Source organism: Limnobacter sp. CACIAM 66H1 (genome assembly GCF_001601825.1).
In the GTDB taxonomy this organism is placed as follows: Bacteria; Pseudomonadota; Gammaproteobacteria; order Burkholderiales; family Burkholderiaceae_B; genus Limnobacter.
Genome location: NZ_LUJK01000012.1, coordinates 1 through 18595 on the forward strand (window position 1 = coordinate 1; position 18595 = coordinate 18595).

The 18595-nt window shown below is 53.5% G+C and carries 22 protein-coding genes; 20 read left to right on the forward strand and 2 right to left on the reverse strand.

The window, feature by feature from the left end:
* The 8 genes from A0129_RS05260 to A0129_RS05295 form a co-directional block, all read left to right on the forward strand.
* Positions 1-535: flagellin (locus tag A0129_RS05260; protein WP_291713043.1), on the forward strand; the 535-nt coding region annotated here is incomplete at its 5' end.
* 176 nt (positions 536-711) lie between these two features.
* On the forward strand, positions 712-1056 hold the full coding sequence (locus tag A0129_RS05265) for a flagellar protein FlaG (RefSeq protein ID WP_105028589.1): 345 nt from the start codon (positions 712-714) through the stop codon (positions 1054-1056).
* Positions 1057-1078: 22 nt separating this feature from the next.
* Positions 1079-2728 carry a flagellar filament capping protein FliD gene (gene fliD, locus A0129_RS05270; RefSeq protein WP_291713045.1) on the forward strand — a complete coding sequence of 550 codons (1650 nt, stop codon included), beginning with the start codon at positions 1079-1081 and terminating at the stop codon, positions 2726-2728.
* A 98-nt stretch (positions 2729-2826) separates the two neighbouring features.
* On the forward strand, positions 2827-3219 hold the full coding sequence (gene fliS, locus A0129_RS05275) for a flagellar export chaperone FliS (RefSeq protein WP_291713047.1): 393 nt from the start codon (positions 2827-2829) through the stop codon (positions 3217-3219).
* Between the two features lie 26 nt (positions 3220-3245).
* A complete protein-coding gene (locus A0129_RS05280) occupies positions 3246-3593 on the forward strand; it encodes a flagellar protein FliT (protein ID WP_168426926.1) in 348 nt (115 codons plus the stop codon).
* Positions 3594-3623: 30 nt separating this feature from the next.
* A complete protein-coding gene (locus tag A0129_RS05285; RefSeq protein ID WP_291713049.1) occupies positions 3624-4889 on the forward strand; it encodes a flagellar hook-length control protein FliK in 1266 nt (421 codons plus the stop codon).
* Positions 4879-5160: an EscU/YscU/HrcU family type III secretion system export apparatus switch protein gene (locus tag A0129_RS05290; RefSeq protein WP_291713051.1), complete on the forward strand. Its 282-nt coding sequence runs from the start codon at positions 4879-4881 to the stop codon at positions 5158-5160. The genes A0129_RS05285 and A0129_RS05290 overlap by 11 nt, the downstream gene beginning before the upstream one ends.
* A 2-nt stretch (positions 5161-5162) precedes the next feature.
* The gene (locus tag A0129_RS05295; protein WP_291713053.1) at positions 5163-5918 is read left to right on the forward strand and encodes a flagellar brake protein; all 756 of its coding nucleotides are present in this window, start codon (positions 5163-5165) and stop codon (positions 5916-5918) included.
* 12 nt (positions 5919-5930) lie between these two features.
* Here the strand turns inward: A0129_RS05295 and A0129_RS05300 are convergent, their stop codons facing one another.
* A complete protein-coding gene (locus A0129_RS05300; protein ID WP_291713054.1) occupies positions 5931-7472 on the reverse strand; it encodes a helicase HerA-like domain-containing protein in 1542 nt (513 codons plus the stop codon).
* 82 nt (positions 7473-7554) lie between these two features.
* A complete protein-coding gene (locus A0129_RS05305; protein WP_008252509.1) occupies positions 7555-7878 on the reverse strand; it encodes a flagellar hook-basal body complex protein FliE in 324 nt (107 codons plus the stop codon).
* Positions 7879-8102: 224 nt separating this feature from the next.
* Here A0129_RS05305 and fliF point away from each other — a divergent pair, with 224 nt between their 5' ends.
* From fliF to fliQ, 12 genes are all read left to right on the forward strand, one after another.
* Positions 8103-9830 (forward strand): flagellar basal-body MS-ring/collar protein FliF, encoded by a 1728-nt coding sequence (gene fliF / locus A0129_RS05310; RefSeq protein ID WP_291713056.1) that lies wholly within the window; start codon positions 8103-8105, stop codon positions 9828-9830.
* A 36-nt stretch (positions 9831-9866) separates the two neighbouring features.
* The gene (fliG, locus tag A0129_RS05315; RefSeq protein ID WP_291713058.1) at positions 9867-10868 is read left to right on the forward strand and encodes a flagellar motor switch protein FliG; all 1002 of its coding nucleotides are present in this window, start codon (positions 9867-9869) and stop codon (positions 10866-10868) included.
* Positions 10855-11598: a FliH/SctL family protein gene (locus A0129_RS05320; protein ID WP_291713060.1), complete on the forward strand. Its 744-nt coding sequence runs from the start codon at positions 10855-10857 to the stop codon at positions 11596-11598. Before fliG ends, A0129_RS05320 begins: the two co-directional genes overlap by 14 nt.
* Positions 11599-13005: a flagellar protein export ATPase FliI gene (gene fliI, locus A0129_RS05325; RefSeq protein ID WP_291713062.1), complete on the forward strand. Its 1407-nt coding sequence runs from the start codon at positions 11599-11601 to the stop codon at positions 13003-13005.
* A gap of 15 nt (positions 13006-13020) precedes the next feature.
* Complete coding sequence (fliJ, locus tag A0129_RS05330; RefSeq protein WP_291713064.1) at positions 13021-13470, forward strand: flagellar export protein FliJ; 450 nt, start codon at positions 13021-13023, stop codon at positions 13468-13470.
* On the forward strand, positions 13467-14954 hold the full coding sequence (locus A0129_RS05335) for a flagellar hook-length control protein FliK (RefSeq protein ID WP_291713066.1): 1488 nt from the start codon (positions 13467-13469) through the stop codon (positions 14952-14954). The genes fliJ and A0129_RS05335 overlap by 4 nt, the downstream gene beginning before the upstream one ends.
* A gap of 128 nt (positions 14955-15082) precedes the next feature.
* Positions 15083-15601: a flagellar basal body-associated FliL family protein gene (locus A0129_RS05340; RefSeq protein WP_291713068.1), complete on the forward strand. Its 519-nt coding sequence runs from the start codon at positions 15083-15085 to the stop codon at positions 15599-15601.
* Positions 15602-15617: 16 nt separating this feature from the next.
* The gene (gene fliM, locus A0129_RS05345; protein ID WP_291713070.1) at positions 15618-16664 is read left to right on the forward strand and encodes a flagellar motor switch protein FliM; all 1047 of its coding nucleotides are present in this window, start codon (positions 15618-15620) and stop codon (positions 16662-16664) included.
* Between the two features lie 22 nt (positions 16665-16686).
* Entirely contained in the window at positions 16687-17136 is a 450-nt protein-coding gene (gene fliN / locus A0129_RS05350; RefSeq protein ID WP_291713072.1) for a flagellar motor switch protein FliN, read from the forward strand.
* 63 nt (positions 17137-17199) lie between these two features.
* The gene (gene fliO / locus A0129_RS05355; protein WP_291713074.1) at positions 17200-17538 is read left to right on the forward strand and encodes a flagellar biosynthetic protein FliO; all 339 of its coding nucleotides are present in this window, start codon (positions 17200-17202) and stop codon (positions 17536-17538) included.
* The gene (gene fliP / locus A0129_RS05360; RefSeq protein WP_291713077.1) at positions 17535-18305 is read left to right on the forward strand and encodes a flagellar type III secretion system pore protein FliP; all 771 of its coding nucleotides are present in this window, start codon (positions 17535-17537) and stop codon (positions 18303-18305) included. Before fliO ends, fliP begins: the two co-directional genes overlap by 4 nt.
* A 20-nt stretch (positions 18306-18325) precedes the next feature.
* A complete protein-coding gene (gene fliQ / locus A0129_RS05365; RefSeq protein WP_291713078.1) occupies positions 18326-18595 on the forward strand; it encodes a flagellar biosynthesis protein FliQ in 270 nt (89 codons plus the stop codon).

Genomic DNA, 18595 nt, shown 5'->3' on the forward strand with positions numbered 1-18595 from the left:
GAACCGTGAATTCACAGAACTGGCCAACGAAGTGGGCCGTGTTGCAACAGGCACCACATTCAACGGCAATAACGTGTTCGCAGCTGCCAACAAAACCGTGAACCTGCAAATTGGTTCTGGCAACGTGGCGTCTGACACACTGGGCGTTAACCTGACCGACACGGGCACGGCTGCTGGTAATGACTTGCAAACCACCCTGGGTGGCGCAACACAGGCCGCAATCGTGACCGCATTTGGTGGTGTAGACACAGTGGCCAACGCAACAACTGCAATCACTGAAATTGACACTGCAATCAACGACATCACCAACCTGCGCGCCACAACTGGTGCTGGTTTGAGCCGACTGGATCAAGTGGTTTCTTCGCTTGAAACCACCAGCGCCAACCTCAGCTCTGCCCGTGGACGAATCATGGATGCGGACTTCGCCAAAGAAACTGCAAACCTGACCCGTTCACAGATCCTGCAACAGGCCGGTACTGCCATGTTGGCCCAGGCCAACCAGCTGCCCAACAACGTGTTGAGCTTGCTGCGTTAATTCAGATTTGATCTGAAACCAGACGAGAATTTGCCAAAAGCAGATTCAAATCGAACAAAAAGCCCGGTGAATCAAGCTCACCGGGCTTTTTAACGTTAAAGAAAACCCCTAAAGCTGCCGTTAATCAAGACATGGGGCCTTGTCTTGGCCTCGTAAAATTCGCAAAGGTGGCGAAAATGAACATTTCAAACATGGCTGATTATGCAACTGGCCTGCAGAAACCGCAGGACGCAACGAACACTAAACCGGCTCAAAACATGGGAGTCCAATCACCCATGGGAGAACGGGCCGAGTTGAGCGTGAGCGAAGTACTTGAGGTGGTTCAGAAAGCAAACGCTGCCTTAACCAGCAATCAATCCAATTTGAAGTTTTTGGTCGACAGTGACAACGGCAAACCGATTGTTCAAATTGTGGACCGGGAAACACAGGAAGTGTTGAAACAAATTCCGTCGGTTGAAATGCTGAAGATCGCAAAAGCCATCGAGAAAATGCAAGGCGTTCTCATGTCTCGCGAAGTCTAGAACGCAACAAGGGGAATAAATCATGGTAGGAATTTCATCGGCAGGTATTGGTTCGGGATTGGACATTGAGGGCATCATCAGCTCTTTGATGGCTGCTGAACGTATTCCACTGACCAAAGTAAGTCAGGAACGCACTGCGATCAATACCAAGATTTCCATCTACGGCATCATCAAGAACTCGTTTGCAGACCTGAAATCAGCCGCTGACAAACTCAGCAACCTGAGCAATCTGAATCCATTGAAAGTGACTTCAAGCGACGACAAACAGGTGGCTGCGACGGCCAGCGCCAGCGCCGCCAAAGGCACTTACAGCATACAAGTGAGTCAACTGGCCAAAGCCCAAAGCGTGGCGGCATCCAGTGTAGCCACGGCCGACACCACCGTCGGTACAGGCAGCCTGACCATCACCTTGGGCAGCTATGACTCAGGCAGCAACACCTTTACGAATAATCCGGATAAAACCCCGGTGACCATCAACATTGGCACCGGGCAGCAAACGCTGGACGGCATTCGTCAGGCCATTAACGATTCGAATTCAGGCGTAACTGCCTCGATCATCAATGACGGTACCGGCGCTCGCTTGGTGTTGACCAGCAAGGAAACAGGTGCGGTGAATGGTTTTAAACTGGAAGTGGCTGACGCCGACGGGAACAACACCGACACTGCCGGGCTGTCCAGGCTTGCCTTTGATCCCACAGCCGCAGTAGGCTCAGGTAAAAATGCCAGCTCGCTTCAAGTGGCGCAAAACGCCAACTTCACCATCAACAACCTGGCGGTCAGCAAGGCCAGCAACACAGTGACTGATGCAGTTCAGGGCCTCACCCTGAACCTGAAAGCCGTGACCACCACGGCAGTGAATCTGGAAGTTGGGCTGGATGACACGGCACTGAAAACCACACTGGACGGATTCGTGTCCGCTTACAACAAGATTCGCGGCAATCTGAAAGACCAGCAGCAAAAAGATGCCACCTTGTCCAAGGAAACAACACCATCCACGCTCGAACGTGGTCTTCGCAATATTCTGCGTGAACAAGTGGCCCAATACGGCCTAGGCTTGAGTGACATTGGTCTTAGCTTTGACAAAGACGGAGTTTTGTCACTCAACAAAAGCAAACTTGACTCAGCCGTGGCTGCAGACCCTTCCATTCTGGAAAAGGTTTTCACCAACACCGCGACAAGCACTGACGCGCGTGTGAAGTACCTGGGTGCGAGCAGCATGACCCAGGAAGGCACTTATGCAGTCAATATAAGCACGGCTTACGATGGCAGCAATACGATTGCAGGCACCATCAATGGTGTGGCGGGTACAGGTGTGGGCAATGTTCTGACCGGTGCTACCGGAAACGCCAGCGAGGGTCTGCAATTCTCGGTGGTTCAAGGAGCCAGCGGCAACATGGGCTCGATTACCTTCAGCAAGGGCCTGGCTGAAAGGCTCAGCGACTGGATAGGCAGCCTGACCGACGAAGGCGGCACCCTGGTATCCAGAACAGATGGACTAAACAGCAGAAAATCCCGCCTGGACGACCAGGAAGACCGAATCAACCTGCGACTTGAACAGGTGGAAAAGCGCTACCGCGCCCAATTCACGGCGCTGGACTCGATGTTGGCCAGCATGCAGCAAACCAGCTCTTATCTCAGCCAGCAACTGGCCGCGCTGGCCCAACAGCGGTAAGCGCGGAACTGTGCCCTAAAACCCCTGTTTTTAGTCGGATCAAACAGGGGCTACAGGCCCTACCATTTGTTTAAGACAAATTACCAAGTGAACGCACCATGATGTACGGCGCAAAAGCATACGCACAGGTAGGACTGGAAACAGGCATCAACAGTGCCTCACCCCACGGCCTCATTGTGATGCTTTACGAAGGGGCAATCGAGGCCATTCGCAAAGCCAAAATTTACCTTGAAATGCAAAACATCGAGATGAAGACCAAATCGGTGGACAAGGCGCTGCGCATCATCAAAGACGGATTGACTGCGTCGCTGGACGTGAATGCTGGCGGTGCGCTGGCTCAGCAATTGCTCGCACTGTACGACTACATCGGCAAAGAACTGATTTTGGCCAACGCCCAAAACAGTCCGGAACGCATGGACACCTGCATCGACTTGCTGGACGACTTGCGCACTGCCTGGCTGGAAATAGGCCAAACCGTCACCAAACCATAACAACATACTTAGGACCGCTCTCGACCATGATCTTCGCGACAGACAACAACGGTGCAATCATGAAGTTGTACGCAGCCATAGCGAATCAAAGCCAGGTGATGCTTGATTCGGCCAAGGCCGGCAATTGGGATGAGTTGTGTGCTGCTGAAGAACAGTGCTCAAAATTGATCCACGAGCTTCAGGCAATCAAGGAAGCACAACAAACCGAGTTGAATGAAAAGGAACGCAGCCAGCACATTGGCTATCTGAAAAAGATTCTGGCTGATGACGCTGCCATTCGCGACATCACTGAACCCCGCCTTAAGCAGTTGGAAGAATTTCTTCGCGCAGCCAACAACTCGCAGAAACTCAGCAACTCTTATGGGTCCAACTAAGCCATTGCGCTAAAGCAACGGGTGTGAGACATGACATTAACCCCGGTTAAATCGGCTCCGCCCAGCGTCAATTCTGTACTTCAATCCAATCCTGGGGATCGTGTTTCGTCTGGCAAAGGCGAGATCGCACCTGTGGTTGCCATACTGACCCGTCAACTCCCGCTACCACAAGCCCAGCAACTTGCCGGGCAAACCGCCTTGGTGCGTGTGGTGAAAGGAGGTCCGGGCAATGAGGCAGAACTGGAGTTTGGCGGCCAGAACATTCAAGTCAAATTACCTCCTGGACGACAGCTCACTGCGGGTGAAATGGTCACCGTCGCCTTTGCCCTGTCCGGCAAAGGGGATGACTTGTCCGCAGGTGGCAGCAGCGGCAGTAAGAAAATTGCTGAAGCCCGCAATCTGCTCACGCCTTTGCCCGCAACCACTGAGGATGGTGAGGCTCAGGACTCCCCCAGTTTCGTGGATCGACTCTCGGGCACAGCGCGACTGATTGGTCTTCTTGAACGTTTGGGCCAGGGTTCACCTACCCAAGTGTCCACCTCGGTGATGACCAGCCTGAAGCAATTGAGTGCACAGTTTCAAACACAAACCAACCTGCCCGGCGTCTTGCTGGCTGACCCCGACAATACAACGCCCAATACCCGCGCCGTGGCGCAAACTACACCTCAAAGCCAGGTGCAACATGCCCAAAGTGTGAACACATCGAACCAACTGAACAACAGTCTTGCTGGTGTATTGGCAAAACAGGTCAGTGCTGCCGTAGAAAACAGCGGTTTGTTTTACGAATCGCATTTACAACAGTGGGCCAATGGCCAACGCAGTACCGACCAAATTGCAAGAGAGCCTCAAGCGCGATTCGGACAGGAACAGGTGATCTCGGAAAAAGGTCTGAACCCCTCTGCCGTCGATCAATCGGTCAAACTGGTTACTGCGCAACTGGCTGCACTGGACAACAATCGAATTTCTCTGGCGCTTAGCGGCTTGTTGGGACACCCGGTTCAAATCGACATTGAACCAGACCACGAACAGGCCGGAGATCAGGAAGAGCCGAACAGCGAGGAGCCTGCCCGCCCCTGGGTTGCACGCCTGAAACTGGACATGGCTCATTTGGGTGAACTGAATGTCCGGGTGCGTATGGTAGGTTCACAATGTGATGTGCAAATTACCGGATCTGCACGCAGCAAACAGGTCATTGATCCCCATTGGCAAACCTTTCGGCAAGCCATGGATGACAAAGGACTCAAGCTGGTCCACGGCCAATTCATGACACCGACGGGGTTGGAAATTGGCGAATAAACTCAGCCCCCAACAAGCCGTGGCCTTGGCTTACCTAGAACACTCAGGTGCACCCAAGGTGGTGGCCAAAGGTCAAGGCTTAATTGCAGAACAAATTATCCAGAAAGCCAAAGAATCCGGAGTGTTTGTTCACGAAAGTCGCGAGCTGGTCTCGTTGCTGATGAATGTCGACCTGGACCAACAAATTCCACCGGGTCTCTACCAGGCGATTGCAGAATTGTTGGCCTGGGTGTATCAAATAGAAAACAAAGAATTCAGTACAGAGGGATAGTCATGAGTCACAACACCAGTATCGCCCCAGAACGCGATCAAAAACTGCTTGAGGAATTCAGTTTGAGCGCAGTACCCACTGTGCGCAAACTACTCACCACCATCGATGAAGACGAGCATGAGCTGTATGTATACCTGCAAGCCGACCACACTCAGTTTGTCACTGAAATACTGAATATCGATTGGACCAGCGGCCTCATGTGGCTGGGTACACCCTACGACAAAACCCTCAGTAGCAAGTGCGATGCTTCAACGGCCTATGTCATGGTGAGTTTTCCGGACGGCGTGAAAGTGCAGTTTGCAGGCATGGGAATTCTACAGAGCCAATACCAGGGGGCTGATGCCCTGCGCGTTGCCATACCCAAAACCGTCGTTCGCCTGCAACGGCGAAATTACTTCCGGGTGATGGCCGATGAGGAATTAAACGCACAGGTCAAACTTGAAATTCCAACGGTGAGCAGCCCAATCAGCCTGATCGACATCAGCCTTGCTGGCTGTGGCTTGTCATTACAAACACCACCCAGCCTTCATCAGGCGGGAGAAGTCATTCAGGATGTTCGCCTCACATTGCCCGACGGCGAAGGCAGCATGTTGGTGGAGTTGGTGGTGCGAAACATCAAGCCGATGGCTGACCACCCGGAAATGGTCCAACTCGGATGTGAAATGAAAACGGTAGAACGGGGCGCCGAACGCAGGCTGCAGCGGTTTCTGCTCGCCACAGAACGCCGACAACGCGCCAACCTGCATTCGATCGACTAGGTGCTGGATGTGTCAGCGTCGCTTGCTGCCACCCAGCAGAGAACCAAGAATGCCACGCATCAGCTCACGCCCTACCTGTGAGCCAATGCTGCGCGCCGCACTCTTCGCCATGGTCTCTGCCACACTCTGGCGCTTGCGCCCACCCGCCGAGCTGGTACCAAACAGCATGTCTCCCAGACCGCTGAGCGTACTCTTCTCTTCGGCGGCTTGAGTCCCGCCCTGTGCAGCGGGCGTCTCGGCAGCGTCCTGCGCCGCCATCGCCTGCTCGGTGCGCGCTTTCAACATTTCAAAAGCCGATTCACGATCCACCGCTTTTTCATACACCCCTGCCACCAATGAATTGGCAATCAACTCCTTGCATTGCTCGGGGCTGGCCGGACCAAACTTGCTGGCCGGTGGATACACCCAGGCGCGGCAAGTTGGGCTGGGAGTACCCTTCGGATCGAGAAAACTGACCAAGGCTTCACCGACACCCAACTCGGTAATGGCGGCTTCAATGTCCAGGCCAGCATTCGGACGCATGGTTTCCGCCGCCACTTTGACCGCTTTCTGATCGCGCGGAGTGAACGCCCTCAGGGCATGCTGAACGCGATTACCGAGCTGCCCCAACACCGAATCAGGAACATCCAGCGGATTCTGGGTCACGAAATAAACACCTACACCTTTGGAACGGATCAGGCGAACCACCAGCTCCACTTTTTCAATCAATGGCTTGGGCGCATCGGTGAACAACAGGTGAGCCTCGTCAAAGAAAAACACCATTTTGGGTTTCTCGACATCACCCACTTCAGGAAGATTCTCGAACAGCTCAGACAACAACCACAACAGGAATGTGGCGTAAAGCTTTGGCGAATTCATCAACTGATTGGCTGCCAGAATGTTGATGATGCCCTTGCCGTTTGAGTCAGTTTGCATCAGGTCATCAATATTCAACATGGGCTCACCGAAGAACTTGTCGGCGCCTTGCCCTTCCAGGGCCAGCAGGCCGCGCTGAATGGCGCCCACCGAAGCCGAAGAAATATTGCCGTACTCGGTGGTGAACTGCTTGGCATTTTCACCCACGAACTGCAGCATGGCGCGCAGGTCCTTCAAGTCCAGCAACAGCATGCCGTTGTCGTCGGCAATTTTAAATACCAGGTTCAACACACCTTCCTGCGTGTCGTTCAAACCCAGCAAACGGCCCAACAACAAAGGCCCCATATCGGAGATGGTGGCACGTACCGGGTGGCCCTGTTCACCAAACACATCCCACAAAGTCACCGGGCTGCCTGCAAATTCCGGCACAGGAATGCCAGTCATTTTCAGACGCTCTTCAAATTTCGGAGAAGTTTTCCCGGGCTGGGAAATACCGGTCAAGTCGCCTTTCACATCGGCCATGAACACTGGCGTACCCATTCGTGAAAAAGCTTCGGCCAATACCTGCAAAGTAACTGTTTTGCCCGTGCCGGTTGCACCAGTAATCAAGCCATGCCGATTGGCCAACTGAGGCAACATAAAGAGGTCGGTTGCGGTTTCGGCTCGGTTGTCTCGGGCAATCGGGAAAGGTGCAATCATGGGCTGGGCTCCAGTTCTTCAATGGGGTCAATGAACTGGATTGTGCCACAGCCTGTCTGGAATTCAGAACGACTTCAAAACATTACACAGGCATGTTCATGATGTCGTTGTAGGCCTGAAGAATTTTGTTACGCGCCTGAACCACCGCTGTGAATTGCAGCGATGAAGTATTCATGGCGATCACCGTTTCTTCAACCGAGGCAGTGGGGTCATCCATCTGCAAACGCTTGCCCAGGTCAGCAGCCTTGTCGGCCGACAGGCTTGCGCTTTCCAAAGCCTTGGCAATGGCATCAGCGAACGAGGCCTGGTCAAGTGCCTGTGGCTTGCTGGTCAGCGACGGGCTCTTGATGGCATCTGTTACCGCACTGCTTAACAGGCCACTCACGGCCCCCATTTTGTCGATCATGAAACACTCCAACGCGGAATTATTGTTTGTACCCTCTCTTTGTACAGGCAAGCGGGGCAAGCCATTGCCACAAACAAGGGGTAAAACCCCCCTTATTTTTTAAACGTCACCCTCAAGTTTTTGAAATAGGTGCCGTTAAAGCCCCCTTTTTACTGAATTGCTTGCATACCCCAGCAAGCACAATGCATAGGTAGAACAATATTTAACCCACATGCAGGTATTCCATGGCAGAAGTTCTCAGCAGCCCCGAAGTGATCGGCCCGGTTGGCAACAACCCGATTACCAATATGCAGCAACGTTTCGCAAAACTGCCCCAAAAAAACAAAATGGGCATATTGATTGGTGTGCCATTGCTGATCGCGGTGATTGCCTCTCTGCTGATGTGGGCCAACCAGACCACCTACCGTGTTCTGTTCAGCGGTCTGAATGATCAAGATGGTGGTGCGATTGTTGAAGCACTGACCCAGATGAAAGTGCCCTATGAATTCAATACCGCCGGTACTGCCATTCTGGTGCCCTCTGAAAAGGTGTACGACACACGCCTGGCCCTTGCCAGCCAAGGCCTGCCCAAGGGCAGCGTCAGCGGTTTTGAGGCCATGGACAATCAGAAACTGGGTATTACCCAGTTTCAGGAACAAGTGAATTACCAGCGTGCACTGGAAGGTGAACTGGTTCGCTCCATTCAATCCATCTCGGCCGTGCAAAGTGCACGTGTGCATTTGGCCATTCCAAAGCCATCCATTTTCATCCGCGAAAAACAAACGCCCAGCGCATCGATTGTGCTGAACCTGTTTGGCAGCCGCACACTCTCGGAGCCCCAAATCAACGGCATTGTGCATTTGGTCGCCTCAAGCCTGCCGGGCATGAACCCGGAAGACGTCAGCATTGTGGACCAGTCTGGTCGGTTGCTCACCGGCAAAACACAAATGGAAAGTGGTTTGAACCCCACGCAGCTGGCCTACACCAACCAGATTGAACAAAGCCTGACCAGCCGAATTGTCGATATTCTCAGCCCCGTGTTCGGCAGCGAAAACGTCCGTGCCACCGTGACTGCAAACATGGATTACTCGACTTCCGAGCGCACTGATGAAATTTACAAACCCAATGGTGACGCAACACAAGCCACGATTCGTAGCCAGCAGATCAGCGAATCCAATGACGGCAGCAGTAATGCCAACCCACAAGGAATACCCGGTGTCATGGCCAACACGCCTCCCGGAGAAGCAGCAGCCAACATCGGTCAGAACCCACAACAGGCACTGGCCAATGGCGTGAACGGCGGTAACAACACTGCCACACAAACCAACAGCAGCAGCCGGAAAGATTCCACGGTGAACTACGAAGTGGACAAATCGGTTCAATACACGAAATCGCAGGTTGGAAAAATTCAACGCCTGTCGGCCGCAGTGGTGGTGAACTACAAAACAATCACCGACCCCAAAGGCGAAACGCGCCAGGTGCCGCTGACCCCTGAGGAAATCACCCAACTGGACAGCTTGGTCAAACAGGCCATTGGTTTTGACGAACAACGCGGCGATGCAGTCAATGTGGTCAACCAGGCTTTCACCAAAGTTGAAGAGCAATCCATCCCCATGTGGGCACAGCAGGAAACCATGGACCTGGCGAAATCACTGGGCATGCCAATCGGCATTGCGCTGATCGCAGCCATTCTGGTGTTCGGTGTACTGCGCCCCATGATGAAGCCGGCCGAAGTTGATTTGTTTGATGAAGGGCCAGAATTGCTGCCCGGACAACGCATGCCACTCCTGGCCAACCAGGTGGGTGGTGACAACGACGCAGAATTGCTTGAGCAACTGCAACGCGAAGGCACCCTGCCCGGCATGAATCGCCAGGAAAAAATGGAGAAGCTGCGCCAATTGGCCAAAGAACATCCACAGATTGTTGCCAGCATCGTGAAGAACTGGGTCAACGGCGAAACACAGAACGGCTAAGGCCCGCCTGACGAAGCACTACAAGGAATCAATACCATGGCAGAAAGCGAACTTGGCATTCAAAAAGGCGCAATCCTGATGCTTAGCTTGGGCGAGGAAGAGGCTGCAGAAGTATTCAAATATCTGGGCCCCAAAGAGGTACAGCGCCTGGGGCAGCAGATGTCGAAAACAAAAGATGTACCGATTGAGCGCATCGAGGAAATCGCCGGAGAGGTTGTCAATCTGGCACAGAGTCAGAGTGCGCTTGGCCTGGACTCCGATGCCTACATTCGCAGCGTGTTGACCAAGGCACTGGGCGAGGACAAGGCCGGTTTCTTGCTGGATCGCATTTTGCAAGGCAGCGACACTTCTGGCATTGAAGGCTTGAAGTGGATGGACCCGGCGACTGTGGCTGAGCTGATTAAAAACGAACACCCACAGATCATTGCCACCATTCTGGTTCACCTGGAACGCGACTTTGCTGCGGCTATCCTGAACCTGTTTGTAGATCGTCTGCGCAGTGATGTAGTACTGCGAATAGCCACGATTGATGGCATTCAACCCAATGCCTTGCTGGAACTGAATGATGTGCTGTCCAAAGTGCTGGCCGGTGGCGACAAGCTGAAAAAGACAACCTTGGGTGGTGTGCGTGCTGCAGCAGAAATTCTGAACTTTGTGGGCACCACTTCCGAGAAGACAGTACTCGACACCATCCGCGAATACGACAACGAACTCAGCCAGCGCATTCAGGATGAAATGTTCACTTTTGACAACTTGCTCGACATCGACGACCGCGGCATGCAAAGCATTCTGCGCGATGTACAAACCGACCTGTTGGTGATTGCACTGAAAGGTGCAGACGAAGCGATTCGGGAAAAAGTGTTCAAGAACATGTCCAGCCGAGCAGCAGAGGCCTTGCGCGACGATCTCGAAAGCCGTGGCCCGGTTCGCCTCTCTGAAGTGGAAGCGGCACAGAAAGATGTACTGAAAGTGGCCAGAAAACTGGCTGATGCCGGCGAAGTAGTATTGGGTGGAGGCGGAGAAGATGCGTTCATCTAACCGCATTATTCGCGGACTCGACGCGGCAGAGCTACCCAGCTGGTCAGTTGAATTGATTGGTTCACGTTATGAAAACCCCGTGGACCGGATGATGGCAGAAATCAATCGTCATCAGACCGAAGCCTCAGTCCTCGCCCCAGCACCGGCCCCCACTGCGGAGGAACTCCGCCTGAAGGAATGGGAACAGGCATTGGCCCGACGCGAAAAACAACTGGAAGAACTTGAAAAAGACACACTGAAACAGGCCGAGGAACGTGGTCAGCAATTGGGCTATGAAGCGGGCTGGAATGCAGCACACAATGAACGCGTGGTGTTGGTGCAGGCCGCCAGCACCATGGAAGCGGAGTTCGAACGCTTCAAAAGCGAATTGTCTGAAAAACTGCTTGATCTGGCGGTGCTGGTCAGCAAGAAAGTGATTGGCGACACACTCGCCCTGCACCCTGAATACGCAGCCGAATTGTTGAACCAGGTGCTGGAAAGCATGCAGTTGCACAGCAAAGCAGTCACGCTGCGTGCTCACCCCAACACCATTCGCGTGCTTGAAGCCCAATTCGGCGACCAGCAAATGCTGGGCAATCTGCGCATGATCGAAGACCCCAAGCAACTGCAAGGTGGTTTTTTACTTCAACACCCGGAAGGCGAAGTGGATGCAACGCTTCAAACCCGCTGGCTACGGGCCATTGAGGCTTTGGGCCGACACAACCCATTGAATCCAGAGGACACTGAGTAAATGGCCGACCTGTTGGAATGGATCGACGAATGCAAATTTCTGGTTGAACACAGCCAGCCCCAAATTGCCACTGGCAAACTGACCCGCGTGGCCGGTTTGGTCATGGAAGCTGTGGGCCTGAAGCTGCCCGTGGGCAGTGTCTGCACTGTGGTACAAAAAGGTGCCCCGCCGCTGGAAGCTGAAGTGGTGGGCTTTAATGGCGACAAGCTGTTTTTGATGCCTGCCACTGATGTGCACGGCATGACACCCGGTGCCAAGGTTATTGCACAGGAGCCCCCTCCCATCGCACCCAAGTTGGGTGTAAAAGCGCACCCCTGGCGCAGGCCTGAAGACAAAACCAAACACCTGCCTGTGGGCGACAGCCTGTTGGGTCGTGTGGTGGACAGCAATGGCCGCCCACTGGATACCCTGGGTGAACTGAAATTCGAAAAACGCAGCCCACTGGCTGCCCGCCCAATCAATCCACTGGAGAGGGAACCCATCTCCGAACCACTGGATGTGGGCGTCCGAGCCATCAATGCCCTGCTCACGGTTGGCCGAGGTCAGCGTATTGGCCTGATGGCAGGCTCGGGTGTGGGCAAATCAGTGTTGTTGGGCATGATGGCCCGTTACACCAAAGCCGACCGTGTTGTGGTGGGCCTCATTGGTGAACGTGGTCGAGAAGTCAAAGAATTCATTGAACAGATTCTAGGCGAGGAAGGTTTAAAGCGCAGCGTGGTGATTGCTGCACCTGCGGACGTCAGCCCCCTGCTTCGAATGCAAGGCGCAGCCTACACCCAGGTGGTGGCCGAGCATTTCCGGGATCAGGGCCACAACGTGCTGATGATCATGGATTCACTGACACGCTACGCCATGGCCCAACGTGAAATCGCCTTGGCCATCGGCGAACCCCCTGCCACCAAAGGCTACCCGCCCAGCGTGTTCGCCAAACTGCCCACATTGGTAGAAAGGGCAGGCAATGGCAGAAAAGGCGGAGGCTCGATTACTGCGTTTTACACTGTGTTGACCGAAGGTGACGATCAACAAGACCCCATTGCCGACTCAGCCCGCGCCATTCTGGATGGCCACATTGTGCTGTCGCGCCAACTGGCAGAAAGCGGCCACTACCCTGCCATTGACATTGAGCAGTCCATTTCACGGGCCATGCACAATATTGTGCCCGCAGGCCATTTGAATGCGGCCCGTGGCTTGAAAGCCGCTTTCTCCCGGGTTCAGCGAAACCGTGACCTGATCACCGTGGGCGCTTACTCGCCGGGGGCAGACCCACAATTGGACCATTCTTTGGCCCTTTATCCAAAGATTGAAAACCTCCTGCAACAGTCAATGTTAGAGAGTGCAAGTTTCGATGAAGCGCTCGCAGGCCTTCAATCGTTATTTCCGAACGAATTTAAAAACGACAAACACTAAACCGCTTGGATGCCCATGAGTAATGTGCTGCAAATCCTGATTGAACAGGCCAGCGAGAAGGCCGACAACCTGGCCAGAAACATGGCCAGCACCCAGCAAAAACTGGTTCAAGGCCAGGACAAGCTCAATATGCTGCAGACCTACCGCGATGAATGCGAGGGCGGTATGCACAACAAAGCCAGCACCGGCATGACCGGACAGCAGCTGCGCAACCAGTTGGCCTTTGTCGGCAAAATTGCACAAGCCATTGAGCAACAAAGCCGCGAAATCGAATTTCTGAACACCACACTGGCCCATCAGCGTACGCAATGGCAAGACGCACTGGCCGAACAGCGCAAATTTGAAGCCTTGGTGGAACGTGAAAAAATCAAACAGGCGAAGCTTGAAAACAAGCGCGACCAAAAAATGAACGATGAATTTGCCGCACGCATTTACCGGGTTCACACAGCCGGGGAGCCCTCATGAACACGAGTACCCAAGCCATGAACCATGTCAACAAAGTGCAAACCCCTTCGGTGGGCAACAAGCTCAAGCAAGGCCAGCAAGAACCTGACCTGAATTTCACCGAACTGTTCAGTTCAGCATTGGGTCAATCCGCGCCCAAAGCGCAACTCAACAGCATTGAAACCCAATTGCGGGAAAGTTTGTATCAACAAAACAAGCCCAAAAAGAACAATGAAAGCACGGCCAACGCTGAGGCTGCACAGGCAGCGCAAGCGGCTGTGTGGGCGCAGCGCAACTGGATGCAAACCACACCCGTGCAGCAGGCTACAACAGTGGCCACAGCGGCAGCGGCTAAAAACACCGAAGTTGCAAAGCAGGCTGTTACGCCGGAAAACAGGGTCGAAAGCAATACCCCTGACAACACGGCTCCCACTGATTCAACCAATGCATCAACAAGCAGCGAGAACAGCCGGGCAAGTTCTCGTGGGGCGCAGCAAACACCGGAACAAAACGCAGACAACAATACAGAACAAGCAGCGAAAGTTGGATTGCCTGGCACCATTGCAAACGCGGCAAACAGCGAAGTCGCGCTTGATACAACAACCCCGACAGCCGAACTGGCATTGAACCGTGCCACCGATGGCGAGCCCGTGGCGCAGTTGATCAATCCAACAAAACCAGAACAAGCCACCGGCAATGAACTGGCTGGTGCAGACAAAACACGCCCTGACCTTAAAACCACCACCCAGTTGAAAGCTGACGCCACCGTGGCCAACAGCGCGGTGCAAGTGCGGGCTGAAGCTGGCCCGGGTAATTTAGGCAACACGGTTCAGGCACAGTTAAACCAGCAACTGAACCCACAAATTGCGCCACAAATCACCCAACAGGCACAGGCCATGGGTGAAGGCTTTGGCGAGGAAGGTTTGAAAGTAGGCCAAAAAATTCTGGCCACAGGCAACCTGCAATCCGCGGGCACGACCACAGGGATTGCCGCAGGCACCAACGGTCTGACAGGCTCGGCAGGTACAGCGCAACAAGCCCTGATCAAAACACCGGTCAATCAACCCGGGTTTGCCAAGGAACTGGGACAAACCGTGCAATGGGCCATCGGCAAGAATTTGTCCACCGTTGACATTCGCGTGAATCCCGAAAGTTTTGGTCCCATGAACATGCGTCTGGTGCAGAAAGGCCAACAGGTTCAACTCGTGATTCGCACCCAGGATGAAGCTTCAGCCAACCTGTTGACCCAGGCCTTGGGTGGCTTGAAAGAAGTGTTGGCCCAGAATGGCCTGCAACTGAACCAGGTGCAGATTCAACACGGCAACCCATCCAACCAGCAAGGTCAGCCCAACAACAGTCAAACCCAGTTTGATCAGAACCGGAACCAGGGCCAAGGCCATGGACAACATGCAGCTGGTGGCGACAATTCCCAGCCAGAAACTGGTGGACCTGCCACCACCGCCGTGTCCAGAAGGCCTGAGGGCAAGCTCGACCTGTTTGCCTGATCCACACAGGCCTGACGAATGAATTGGGTCCAAACAACACGGCTTTTCAGGGGTTTGCTCGGAAACCTTTCAGACACAATAGAGTTTGAAAGTGACACACAACAGCAATTGAACTTACGGAGTCAAGCATGGCCAGAGTCGCCCCGGCACCCGCTGCAGTAGCCCCAGAAGCAGCAGCGCCCGAAAAAGGATCCAAGAAAAAACTGATCCTGATTCTTGCAATCGTATTGACCGTTCTTGCCGCTGGCGGCGCAGCAGCCTTTTTTCTGCTGGGTGGCCAAGGTGGTGAAGGCGCCGCAGAAGAAAAGGTCGAAACACCATTGGGCCCACCCACATTCGTGGTCATGGACCAGTTTGTAGTCAACCTGGCCGAGCCAGATACCACCCGTTACCTGCAAATTGGCATCACCTATGAAGTGAGCGGTCCCGCACAAGCCGAAGAAATCAAGAACTACACACCCGTGATTCGCAGCCGCATTTTATTGGTGTTGTCTGGCAAAAACGTGGGCAACCTGACATCGATCGAAGGTAAGCAACAGCTGATGGATGAGTTGGTAGACCTGGCTCGCGTCACCATCAAAGGCGACCCGAAAGACCCCACGCGCGGAATTCGCGATGTGCATTTTTCCAGCTTTGTGATTCAGTAACAGGACGCGCAGCAACATGCCCGGAGAATTTCTTTCACAAGATGAAGTTGATGCCCTGCTCAGGGGCGTGAACGGCGAAGAAGAAACGAAAGATGCGTCTGAAACCGCAGAAGGCGTTCGCCCTTACAACCTGGCCACCCAGGAACGCATTGTTCGTGGCCGCATGCCCACGCTTGAAATCATCAACGAGCGCTTTGCACGGTTAATTCGAATTGGTTTGTTCAACTTCATGCGCAGAAGCCCGGAAATTTCCGTGGGGCCCGTGAAAGTATTGAAGTACAACGAATTCATTCGCAATCTGGTAGTACCGACCAACCTGAACATCATGGCGATGAAGCCGCTGCGCGGCAATGCCCTGTTCATTTTTGATCCCAGTCTTGTATTTGCTGTGATTGACAACCTGTTTGGCGGAGACGGTCGCTTCCACACCCGAGTTGAAGGGCGTGACTTCACCCAAACCGAACAGAGAATTATTGCCCGCATGCTGGAAGTGATTCGGGAAGAATTTGTGAAAGCCTGGGCACCCGTGTTTCCCCTGAAACCGGAATACCTGCGATCTGAAATGCACACGCAGTTTGCCAACATTGCAACGCCTTCCGAGATTGTAGTGACCACCTCCTTCTCGATTGAGTTGGGTGCCGGTGGCGGTTCACTTCATATTTGTATCCCCTACTCCACCATGGAACCCATTCGCGATTTGCTGTATTCCAGCATGCAGGGAGACCAGGCCGAACCTGACAAACGTTGGGTAACCATGCTTAAAAAGCAGGTGCAAATGGCCGAAGTGGACTTGGTGGCCAGCCTGGCCAGCACCCAGCTGACCGTGGCCGACATCATGGAATTGAGAATCGGTGATGTGATCCCGATTGAAATTGACAAAGTGATTGAAGCACGAGTGGACAATGTGCCCGTGTTCAATTGCAGCTACGGCACCAGTGGTGGCCAGTATGCACTGAAAGTTGAAGAAGTTCTGGCTGTGAGCAACGACTCGCATGCCGATGCGCTGAACCTGGAAGCCTTGCTGAGCAAGGAAGCCAAGCAGGCTGAAAAAACACACGAATAGCGATCAAGATAAGGAACACACCATGTCTGAACAGCAAGTAGATACCGTAACCGATGCAGCCGATGACTGGGCAGCAGCCCTGGCCGAACAGGCCAGTACCACAGCCACAAGCACCAACGACACCGACAACCTGTTTGCCCAGGCCAGCGATGCAAAACCAGCCTCTGGTTTGTTTCAGCCTTTTGCAGGAAGTGTGGCTTCAGGCACGCAGAACGACATCGACATGATTCTCGACATTCCGGTTCAGTTGACTGTTGAGCTGGGTCGGACGAAGATACCGATTAAGCACATTTTGCAACTGGCCCAAGGCTCCGTCATTGAATTGGACGGGCTCGCAGGCGAGCCGATGGATGTGCTGGTAAACGGCTACCTCATTGCGCAAGGCGAAGTGGTGGTAGTCAACGACAAATTTGGTATCCGATTGACCGACATCATCACGCCATCCGAGCGTTTGAGAAAACTCAACCGTTGATACCCTTTTGCAATACAAAGGCATGCAACTACAACAAAAAAATAAAAATTTGGTGGGACATTCATGACAGGCCATCTGGTGCAAACCACACTGGGCCTGCTGTTTGTGGTCGGCCTGCTGCTGGCGCTGGTGTGGTTACTCAAACGCATGGGCATTGGTCACCAACAACGCCGTGGTGGCTTTTACAAAGTGCTGGCCACCTCGGCCTTGGGGCCACGCGAAAAAATAGTACTGATTGAAATCGGTGATACCTGGCTGGTGCTTGGCATGACGAGCAGCAGCATCAACACCCTGCACAGCATGCCAGCAGGCAGCATTGTGCTGGACGAACTACAAAATCCCGCTGTGAGTTTTGCAAAAATGCTCGAGCGTGTAAAAGCAGGCAAGGTGAAATCCTCATGAACACCCTACGCACCCCAGCAGGCAAACTCATGACCCTGGGCCTGCTGCTCTTGCTGCTTCTGTGGGCCTGGCCTGACGCGCAAGCCCAGCAAGTATTACCCGGTGTTACGGCCACGCCCGGCGCCAACGGCACCACCAACTACAGCGTGCCCATTCAAACACTGCTGTTTTTTACTTTCCTCAGTTTTTTGCCCGCTTTGCTGTTGATGATGACGGGCTTTACCCGCATCGTGATCGTGATGTCGTTGTTGCGCATGGCCTTGGGCACGCAAAACTCACCGCCCAACCAGGTCATCATCGGCTTGAGCATGTTTCTCACCTTTTTCATCATGGCCCCGGTGTTTGATCGCGTGTATGAAAACGCTTACCTGCCGTTCTCCAACAATGAAATCGAATTCCAGGAAATGACTGAAAGGGCAAGCGTACCCATGAAAGATTTCATGCTAAAGCAGACCCGAGAACCTGATCTGGCACTATTCATGCGCCTGGGCAAAGTGGAAAATGTCGAGAATCCGGAAGACGTGCCCTTGCGGGTATTGATCCCTGCATTTGTCACCAGTGAACTGAAAACCGCGTTTCAGATCGGCTTCATGATATTTCTGCCGTTTCTGGTGATTGACCTGATCGTGGCCAGCGTACTCATGTCCATGGGTATGATGATGCTGTCGCCCATGCTGATCTCCCTGCCGTTCAAGATCATGCTGTTTGTGCTGGTCGATGGATGGACCTTGCTGGTTGGCTCTCTGGTGGCCAGCTTTGAGACCTAAACTAGACTGAGCGTGCGCACATGAACAGCCAAACTGTATTGAACTTGGGCCAGGCGGCACTGGAAGTGATGCTGATGGTATCGGGCCCCCTGTTGGTGGTGGCGCTGATCGTGGGTTTGTTGGTCAGTATTTTGCAGGCTGCCACGCAAATCAATGAAATGACCTTGTCATTCATTCCAAAAATTCTGGGTATTTTCGCCACTTTGCTACTGCTCGGCCCCTGGATGCTGGCCACACTGGTGGACTACACCCAGCGTTTGATCATGAGCATACCGACCGTGATCGGCTGA